Genomic DNA, 9,388 nt, shown 5'->3' with positions numbered 1-9,388 from the left:
CCCGGCTGCCATTCGCGCCTGCGCTCGGACCGGTGGCGCGCAGGCGCTCATTCCTTGCTGGCGGCCCCTTCGAACAGGCCGAACAGCGCCCGCGTCACCCGGCGCGTGTTGGCCTCCGCCAGGTAGGCCGCCGCAATCAGCGCCTCGGCCTTTCTGGTCAAGCGCCAGCAGCGCGGCAGCACCGTGTTCCGCCACTCGGTGTCCTTTCCCGCATTCTCCCTGCGATCGATCTCCCGGATCGATCGCTTGACGGACAAATTCTTCGATCTAGGCGCGCAGAACCCGCACCGTTTCGGTGCCGGAGGTGCCAGCGATCTGCCCTTCGGGTGCCCGTGGCGGCATCCTTTCTGCACCCCGTCTCTGCGGCCATAGCGGCAGCGCCCGATGAAGGCCTCGGGTTCCACCTCGAACATCGCTTCGATGGTGGCGCGGACGTTCGCACGAAGGCGATCCTCGATCGGGTCGAACCCGGCCTCGTCGGCCAGTAGCGCAAAGCTCGCAGCGTCGTTGATCTCGGCCATAGCGTTCGGGCCTGCCTTCGGACCGGCGGCAGGCAGGCCCTCACTCTCCACGGCGGTTGGCACCGCCGGTTGGGTGGGTCTCCGTTCACCCGGAGATTGCGCCGCCATCCAAATTCCACCACTTCCGGGACACGACCGCCGCGCCAAAGCTGCGGGGATCGCGGCTTGCCTGGCTGAATCGGGACATGGATTGGCTTCTACCGAAGGCAGGCAGGCCCGGGCGTTTGCCCGTGTTGTCCGAATGGGGAGGATCGGCAGACGGTCCGGGGGACTGCAGACCGGTCCGCGCAAGTGGCAAGTCCTCCCGGCCAGAATCTGAGGGCCGGACGGGCGGGGCCCTGCCCGACGAGTGCCATCCAGTTCTGCCCGATTATCAAGGTGCTCTTCGGCCGGCCGCTCCGTCATGCGACCGTCATGGTCGCCAGCGTCCTCGATATGGCATGGCTGGACTGGCCGGTCCCGGACTTCTCTACACTCAGCCGCCGACGGAAGACGATCACGGTCGAGCTTTCGCCGCGCCGGGCTCACGGTCTGCTCAACCTCCTCGCCGACAGAACCGGCATCAAGTTTCTCGGTCAATGAAGAGGGACCGTGGCGCCGGCGGGCGGCGAAAGCCCGATGAATGCGTTGTCGGCCGGAAAGCATGGCACGCGCCGCCGCCGCCAGCACCGCAAGGTCCGACTGTCCATGGACACGGCGCCGGTTGACATCCGGACGGTCGAGTTCGCCTCCAGCCGCAAGGGCGACAGCCCTGTCCTTCCCGAACTGCTCGCCCGGATCCCGGAGGACGAGTAGATCGGCACCCGGCGGGCCATGCCGCGATCCTGGGGCGCGGGAGAACAGGGGCTCGGGCATTCCTTCCAACGGCGGCAGTCATGCCCTCGCTCCGATCCGCAGGAACGGACGTTTCCGGAAGGAAAGCTGTCCGGCCGCGCTTGCGCGCAACGACATCCTGCGGGCAACCCGGCGCCTGGGCCGGGCCCTCCGGCGGACTTTCGCGGCGCCCATGGCGCCACGGTTCCGGCTCACTCTGGAAACGATGGTCCGGCTGCCATGCCCGCAGCGGGATCGCGGCGAGGATGAGGGAGCTCAAGTCCCCCGGCGAACGGATTGCCTCGGGAGACCCCGGCCACCAGACAGCCGAAATCCACATCCGCTTCGGTCGCGGCTGCGCTCGGACCGCTGGCGCTTGCCGCTCCTTCATGAAGCGCTTCGACGCCCTCGGCACCGACGGAATCGAACCCGTGGCCTCACCGCAGCTGGGGAAAGGGGCGTCACGTCCCTACGCAGACTTCTGCGGCAATGCCGTCTACATCCTCCCCGTTCCCGGGCCCGAAGCCGCAGCCGCCCTTTCCCGCTGTCGATCCTGCCAAGCGCGAGGCTGGCAAGACCAGCACCGGATTCGGTGAAGGCCGCCCGATCCCCGCGGAAGGCGGCCTGCTCCATTCCGCCGGGCAGTACACGGCATTTTGACGGGCGCGCCGACCGAAGGGCATTGCCCGCCGTCCCCTACCCAAGTCGCGCAACCCCTCCGCGCGGGAGCGCGCAAGGCTTCGGCAGCGCCTCGCGGCCAACCTCTGCCGCGTGCCTGCCGGCGCGATCGTCAGCGGCAGGCCGTGCCTCCGCCCCGGCCTGCCGGGCACCGAAGAAATGCCCTATTGCCAAGTCAGGAAGGACCGCGCGCATCAGGCTCGCCAGCCGCGCCCCGTGGTCCCTCGGTGGCCGATCCGCCGCCGCCACAGCGCACTCGGCCAGCCCGCCGACCTGGAGGGCATGGCCCTGCAGACAGGTCGGGTCGTTGGAGACCTCCGGAAGCACGGCCTTCGCGACGCTGATTGCGCTTTGACCGCGCGCGGCTGGCCGCGGCCTCATCGCAGCCGGCCATTTCGCGAAGATGTCGGCCGCTGGGCAGACGTGCTGTTCAGGCGTGCCGCCCGCTGCCAACCGGCCAGCACAGCCTGCCCTTGTTCCGGACCATCGCGGCCAGAGCAACCGGCGCCTTCGCCCGCGCCAAGCCGATGGTGCGGACCGCCAGTGCCATCCGGTCCTTCTGGCAGGAGAAGACATGCGCCACGTGCGAGCGCCGCCGCGATTTCCGCCCGTTCGCCCGTTCGCCCGCTGGGATCTGACCGGAATCGGCATGCTCCCCGGCAAGTGGAGATGCACCGGCTGGCCATGCCAGCGGCTTTCCGCCACCTCTCGTTTTCCGCCGACCGGTACGTGTGCCAGCCCGGACTTCGCGCCCCGCATCTGCTGTCCGGTCCTGCAGGCACGCACCCCCATGGGCCGCGGCATCGGTGGTGGCCAGGCGGCAGATGATGCCTTGCATCCTGCCGACGCTGACATGGGACTTGCAGCCAAAGACCGGGATCGCGATGTCGATCCGGGCGCAGCCACCGACGGCCGGTTTTGCCCGGTTCTGCTTGGCTGTGCAGCGCGCATCGAAGCCTTTTCTCTCGGCCTCCGAGAGCGTTTTCGGCCAGATGTCGGCTGCCAGAATGCCCTCCCTGACAGCCGCCTTCCCGCCATTGCTGTTCCGCTGCCCCGGCGATGCAACCAGCATCGCCATTGCCGTGCGGACCGCTGGCAACCGTCTGTGGTCTGCCCGCAGCGCGAGGATGACCCCTGCCGCGTTGATCGCCAGGTCCAGCCGCTGGAACAGCGCGCCGGGCGCCCGGCATTGACCAGCGCCCCGCGGTTCGGGAACTTTCGCGGCTCCGCCTGCGCAACGGTTTCGACGCTCCCGCAGCATGTTGCTATCCGGCACCGGGCCGGGCAGACCGAGATCGAGACCGCAGGACTGCCAGCCCAGGCCGTCACGGACCAAGCGCCCGGTTGCCTCCATGCTCAGCCCGGGCAGGCTCCGCAGCCCAAGCATGCGGAACCCCGGGAAGGCACCGAAAGGCGGGCGGCCGCATTTGCCGGACCGTGGCGGACCGCGCGCATCCTCCGGGATGGTGGGGAAGAACTTGGCATCCACGCTTGGCGCTGAGCATCTCCGGAAGGAAGACAGCCGCCCGCCGGGACTTCCTTCCGCCGCATCCCCGCGCTCCGCAGCCCGAGCTGCTTCGCCGCCCCCTGCAGCCCGCAGCAGCGAATCCCGGCCGCGGCATCCACGTCGCGGGGTTCCGGAGTGCACGACGCGCCGCCAAAAACGAGCAGCCTGCCGCGGCTGCAGAGCTGCGCGACTCTGCCCTGCCGGGACCCGAAGGGAGGCAGCCGTCGGGACCTGCAGGGAGACGTGCACCGCCGAATGCACCCTGGGTGCGGCCCTCTCCGGCACGGAACTGCGAGGCACTGCCGGATCTCCGCGGGCTGCGCCCGTTCTTTCCTGCAGCGAGACGCCGGATCGCTTGACGCCTGCGGCGGACCGGCGCGAAGGCCGCGCCGGGCACCGGGACCAGCTGCAGACCCCGTCTTGCGCGCATTTCTCAAGCTGGCCGGGCGCATGGCCCGGACCGGCTCGGCACCAGGAAAGACCGGTTTCCGTCAGGCGGGCCGCCGCCGCGGGCTCAGAGCCCGAGGCACCAGCGCATCACGGCCTTCTGCGCATGCAGGCGGTTCTCGGCCTCGTCGAAGATCACCGATTGCGGGCCGTCCATCACCTCGTCGGTGACTTCCTCGCCGCGATGCGCCGGCAGGCAATGCATGAACAGCGCCTGTTCCCCGGCCTTGGCCATCAGCTCGCCATTGACCTGGTAGGGCGCCAGCAGGTTGTGGCGCCGCTCTCGGGTCTCGTCGCCGTCATGCATCGACACCCAGGTATCGGCGACGATCAGGTCGGCGCCCTCGACCGCCTTGGCCGGGTCGCGCTCGATCGAGATGCTCGCGCCCTTGGCCCGCGCCTCGGCGACATAGCGTTCGTCCGGATCCAGCGTCTCGGGGCCGGAGAAGACGAAATCGAAGCCGAATTGCTGGGCGGCATGGATGAAGGAGGCGCAGACATTGTTGCCGTCGCCGGTCCACACGACCTTCTTGCCCGCGATCGGGCCGCGATGCTCCTCGAAGGTCTGCAGGTCGGCCATGATCTGGCAGGGATGGCTGCGGTTGGTCAGCCCGTTGATCACCGGCACGGTCGCGTGCTCGGCCAGTTCCAGCAGGGTCTCCTCGCCAAAGGTGCGGATCATGATCAGGTCGACATAGCGGCTGAGCACGCGGGCGGTGTCGGCGATGCTTTCGCCATGGCCCAGCTGCATCTCGGAGCCGGTCAGCACCATGGTCTGTCCGCCCATCTGGCGCGTGCCGACGTCGAAGGAGACGCGGGTGCGGGTGGAAGGCTTCTCGAAGATCAGCGCAACCATGCGGCCGGCCAGCGGCTGCTCGGCATCGGGGGTGCCTTTCGGCAGCCCCTTCCGCGCGGATTTCATCGCCGCCGCCTGGTCGAGGATCGACCGCAGGTCATCGGGGGACGTCTTGTGGATGTCCAGGAAGTGATTCATCGTTAAAAACCTCAGGCGCTTGCGGCCTTCTCCTTGGCCAGCGCGCCGGCCGCCCGGTCGAGCCGGGCAAGAGCCTCTGCAATGTCCCCGTCGGGGATGTTCAGCGCGGGCAGAAGCCGCACCACGTTGTCGGCTGCCGGAACGGTCAGCAGCTCTTCGGCCTGCGCTGCCGCCACGACCTCCGCCGGGGCGACCTTGCATTTCAGGCCGATCATCAGGCCGGTGCCGCGCACCTCCTCGAAGATCCCGGGATGCGAGGCGACGAGCCCCTCCAGCCCCTGGCGCAGCAGGCCCGCCTTGCGGTTCACCTCCGCCAGGAAGGCCGGGTCGGAAATGACGTCCGTCACCTTCAGCCCGATGGCGCAGCCCAGCGGGTTGCCGCCATAGGTCGAGCCATGGGTGCCCGCCTTCATGCCCGAGGCCGCGTCTTCCGTCGCCAGCACCGCGCCCAGCGGGAAGCCGCCGCCGATGCCCTTGGCCGACATCATGATGTCGGGCGTCACGCCCGCGTATTCATGCGCGAAGAGCCGCCCGGTCCGGCCCATGCCGCATTGCACCTCGTCGAAGATCAGGAGCGCCCCGACCTTGTCGCAGAGCGCGCGCAGGCCCTTCAGGCAGACATCCGGCAGGACGCGGATGCCGCCCTCGCCCTGGATCGGCTCGACGATGACCGCGGCGGTCTCCTCGGTGACGGCCGCCTTCAGCGCCTCGTGGTCGCCGAAGGGCACATGGGTGAAGCCCGGCATCAGCGGGCCGAATCCCTTCACCATCTTGTCGCCGCCCGCCATCGCGATGGCGCCGGTGGAGCGGCCGTGGAAGGCGCCCTCCATGGCGACGATCTGCGCCCGCGGCGCGCCCTTCTCGTAATGGTATTTCCGCGCCATCTTGATGGCGAGCTCGGCCGCCTCGGTGCCCGAGTTGGTGAAGAACACCGTGTCGGCGAAGGTCAGCTCGACCAGCTTGTCGGCCAGCGCCTGCTGCTGCGGAATGGTGTAGAGGTTCGACACGTGCCAGAGCTTCGAGGCCTGCTCGGTCAGCGCCTCGACCAGTTCCGGCGCGGCATGGCCGAGCGCGTTCACCGCGATCCCCGCCCCCATGTCGAGGAATCGGCGACCGTCGGCCTCCACCAGCCAGGAGCCTTCGCCGGAGACGAAGGACAGCGGGAGGCGCGAATAGGTCGGCAGAACGGACGGGATCATGGTCGTGGTCCTCTAGAGGAAGCCCAAGGGGTGCCCGAGGGCGTTGAAACTGTCAATGGGAGAGGGGAATGCGGGGACGTTTTGCCCTGCATCCGGACAGGACGGCTCAGACGCTGGCGCGTCGGCTTCGGCGCAGGGCGCGCAGGGCGCGCAGGGAGGGAGTCGGTCCGGTCATGACGCGGCGTCTACACGAGTTTCCCGCGCCGATCCAGAGGCTTCCCGCGCGACATTCCGGCATCGCGCGGGCGGCCGGCCGCGCTCAGGGCTTCAGCCGGTGGCCGATGCGGAACCAGTACCAGCACAGCGCGCAGAGCCCGGCCGAGGCGGCGGCGCAGACGCCCAGCCCGATCCAGGGCGAGCTGTCGGAGACGCCGAGGATCGCGTATCGCGCGCCGTCGATCAGGTAGAAGATCGGGTTGACGTGGCACAGCGCCCGCATCGCCGGCGGCAGAACCTCGATGGAATAGAAGGTGCCCGACAGGAAGGTCAGCGGCGTGATGACGAAGTTGGAGATCACCGACATCTGGTCGAATTTCTGCGCGTAGATCGCGCCGACGATGCCGAGGCTGCCCATCAGCACCGACCCCATCACCAGCACCAGCGCCAGCCACAGCGGATGCGCCAGCCCGGTGCCGAGATAGGCCGTCATCAGCGCGAGCACGGGCAGCGACACCAGGAGCCCCCGCGCCAGCGCCCCGGCCAGGTAGCCCACCAGCATCTCGCCTGCGGAAATCGGCGGCATCAGCGTGTCGACGATGTTGCCCTGCACCTTGGCGACGAGGATCGAGGACGAGGTATTGGCGAAGGCGTTCTGGATCACCGACATCATCAGGATGCCCGGCGCGATGAAATTGAGGAAGGGCACGCCCATCACCTCGCCGCGCCGCGTCCCCAGCGCCAGGCCGAAGACGGCGAGAAACAGCACCGCGGTGATCAGCGGCGCCATCACCGTCTGGGACCACACCGCCATGAACCGCCTGGTCTCCCGCTCGGCCAAAGTGGCCATCCCGAGCCAGTTGATCCGCCCGAAGCGGCGGGTTCCCATCTGCTGGCTATTGTCCATGGCTCCCGGCTCCCTTAGATAGTGGCGCGGCCCCGATCGGTCGCGCGGGTTGATACCCGCCATCGAAACGATATGATAGGGGCTTCCGGCGAAACATGCCGCCGGACCGGGCCGGAACCGCACCGGCCGTCGCTGAACCAGAAGTGGAACCACGGATGTCCTGGACCGAAGAACGCGTCGAGCTCTTGAAGAAGATGTGGTCGGAGGGCCAGAGCGCGAGCCAGATCGCCAAGGCGCTCGGCGGGGTGACGCGCAATGCCGTGATCGGCAAGGTCCACCGTCTGGGACTGTCCAACCGAACCGGCGGCGCTGGCACGCCTCCCAAGCCCGAAGCAAAGCCGGTCGAAGCCCAGGTTACCGAGGCCCCCAAGATGGAAGCACCCAAAGCCGCCGCGCCCGTGGCGGAACCCAAGATCGAAGCCGAGCCGCCGAAACCGCGCGAGCCGGTGACCTCGGTGAAGATCGCCGTGCCCGCGGCACGCAAGCCGATCGTGCCCGCCGGCCAGCCGCTGCCGCCGCAGCCCTCCGCCAACGAAGTCAGCCCCGAAGCGCTGGCCACCCAGCGCGAGGCCGAGAAGAAGGCCAAGCGCCTGACCCTGATGGAACTGACCGAACGGACCTGCAAATGGCCGATCGGCGATCCGGCGACGGATGATTTCTGGTTCTGCGGCCACCCCGTGCAGCAGGGCAAGCCCTATTGCGAGGCCCATGTCGGCGTCGCCTTCCAGCCGATGTCCAGCCGCCGCGACCGCCGCCGCTGAACTGGCAGGCCCTGCCCCGCCGCGGGCAGAGCCATCCCCGGAGCGGGGCAGACCCATCGCGGCGGCGCCGCGAAGCACCTGCCCCGGCCGCCCCCGTTCCGGCAGAACTCCCTTGGAAAATGGCAGAACCTGCAACCGCAGGACGCGGCACCGGCTCCGTCTTGCGCCCCGGCACCTCGGATTGCGGGCCGTTCCGCACCCTTTGTCCGGCTCCAGCCCGGTGTCGGCGGCAGCCTGCCGGCTGATCTCCCGGCGCCCATGCGCGCAGCAGTCTCCCGCCCCCGGCCGGGACCAGATGGGACGAGCGGCACCTCAAGGCTGCGGGACGTCCGCGAGCACGGCGGGCCGATTCCGATTGGGTCGGCCTTTCCCTCCCGCAAGCGCAGGCCAGCTGGGTGGCTTTCAAGGAAGCGCCGGCCGGTCGACGGCAGCCTGGCCGTCGCATGGCGGAAACCGGCCGCTTGGGGCCGTTGCGCGGCCGAACTCCCGCCGCGGCGGGAGCGGAAGACCGCAGCAACTCGGCCGGAAAGGCGGCTCTGGAGCGGTTCGGTTTTAACTTGCGACATATCCGGCTGCCTTTAAGTCGTTCCATCATTCGGATGGTTCGTACAGGTTACAAATTGTGCCGATGGCCTCGAAAACCGCGGCGAAGGTTCCCGCCCCGATTTTCCGAAGGTGGGCTTTTCAGCTTCGAGAACGCCTGCTCGATGGGGTTCAGGCCAGGCGAGAATGGCGGCAGGTCGCGGAACCAGCAGCCATGCCCGCGCAGGGCCTGCGTGGCTTCCTTGCTGCGATGTGTCGCCAGGTTGTCGAGGAGTGAGGCCCCGTACGCCATTGATCAGATTGAGCGGGCCGAAGGCAGTGCCGGAGCGATTTCCTTGACGAGCACATTTCGGACGCAGGCAGCGAATGCCGGGCCATCCATCGCGCCCTTGATGACCCAAGGCGCGATCAGGGCGGCCTGGGTGAGGCCCGTGATCAGCGTCTGTGTTCCTCAACTGCCGAAGGGTGAATCCATCGTCAACCGGTGGCCCCGCTTATCCCGCCCGCGCAGGCCCGTCAGAGTGGTCCTCACCGCATTTTCATCAATGAACACGACGCGATCAGCCAAGTCCGCAATGGCCGGACGCCGATATCTGAGCCAGTCGGCGCGCTGTTGCCTTGCCTCGGCACGGCACGGCACTGTTCGGCGGCCACCAGAGACTTTTTGCATGTGAACCCGAGCCGGGACAGCAGATTGGCGACGGAGGAACGCTGGACCCGCACGCCTTCCGCGTCGGCCAGCGCATCGCGTGGCTCAGCATTGAAAAGTGGCTCTGACTCAATTTTGATGCAGGCCTTTGCCTATGGCATCGCGGTGATCCTCGCCTTCAGCGTTGCGACACCAGCCCGGCCGTACATTTGC

6 protein-coding genes and 3 pseudogenes are annotated in these 9,388 nt (G+C 68.5%); 3 read left to right on the top strand and 6 right to left on the bottom strand.

All coding sequences use genetic code 11. From position 1 onward, the window contains the following. Positions 1-50 precede the first annotated feature (50 nt). Positions 51-521 (bottom strand): annotated as a pseudogene (locus HCC78_RS30500) (IS256 family transposase); the annotation flags it as partial. Positions 522-616: 95 nt separating this feature from the next. Here HCC78_RS30500 and HCC78_RS35060 point away from each other — a divergent pair. Next, a pseudogene (locus HCC78_RS35060) lies at positions 617-760 on the top strand (IS5/IS1182 family transposase); the annotation flags it as partial. A gap of 105 nt (positions 761-865) precedes the next feature. Beyond that, positions 866-1,771: pseudogene (locus HCC78_RS34230) on the top strand (transposase); the annotation flags it as partial. A 671-nt stretch (positions 1,772-2,442) separates the two neighbouring features. On the opposite strand, the gene HCC78_RS30485 reads toward HCC78_RS34230, so the two are convergent. The 4 genes from HCC78_RS30485 to HCC78_RS30470 all read right to left on the bottom strand — a co-directional run bounded on the left by HCC78_RS30485 (position 2,443) and on the right by HCC78_RS30470 (position 7,222). Further along, complete coding sequence (locus HCC78_RS30485) at positions 2,443-3,501, bottom strand: hypothetical protein (protein WP_172332507.1); 1,059 nt, start codon at positions 3,499-3,501, stop codon at positions 2,443-2,445. 532 nt (positions 3,502-4,033) lie between these two features. Beyond that, complete coding sequence (argF, locus tag HCC78_RS30480) at positions 4,034-4,960, bottom strand: ornithine carbamoyltransferase (RefSeq protein WP_172332506.1); 927 nt, start codon at positions 4,958-4,960, stop codon at positions 4,034-4,036. 11 nt (positions 4,961-4,971) lie between these two features. Continuing rightward, the gene (locus HCC78_RS30475; RefSeq protein ID WP_172332505.1) at positions 4,972-6,159 is read right to left on the bottom strand and encodes an aspartate aminotransferase family protein; all 1,188 of its coding nucleotides are present in this window, start codon (positions 6,157-6,159) and stop codon (positions 4,972-4,974) included. Between the two features lie 259 nt (positions 6,160-6,418). Further along, on the bottom strand, positions 6,419-7,222 hold the full coding sequence (locus HCC78_RS30470; RefSeq protein ID WP_253949444.1) for an ABC transporter permease: 804 nt from the start codon (positions 7,220-7,222) through the stop codon (positions 6,419-6,421). 155 nt (positions 7,223-7,377) lie between these two features. Between HCC78_RS30470 and HCC78_RS30465 the strand changes: the two genes are divergently transcribed. Continuing rightward, positions 7,378-7,983, top strand: coding sequence for a GcrA family cell cycle regulator (locus tag HCC78_RS30465; RefSeq protein WP_172332504.1), 606 nt, complete (start codon positions 7,378-7,380; stop codon positions 7,981-7,983). A gap of 613 nt (positions 7,984-8,596) precedes the next feature. On the opposite strand, the gene HCC78_RS35055 is transcribed toward HCC78_RS30465, so the two are convergent. Continuing rightward, positions 8,597-8,818, bottom strand: coding sequence for a transposase (locus tag HCC78_RS35055; protein WP_172332503.1), 222 nt, complete (start codon positions 8,816-8,818; stop codon positions 8,597-8,599). Positions 8,819-9,388 lie beyond the last annotated feature (570 nt).

The organism is Mangrovicoccus sp. HB161399 (assembly GCF_013184745.1).
Classification (GTDB): Bacteria; Pseudomonadota; Alphaproteobacteria; order Rhodobacterales; family Rhodobacteraceae; genus Mangrovicoccus.
This window is presented reverse-complemented; position numbering and strand designations above follow the sequence as displayed.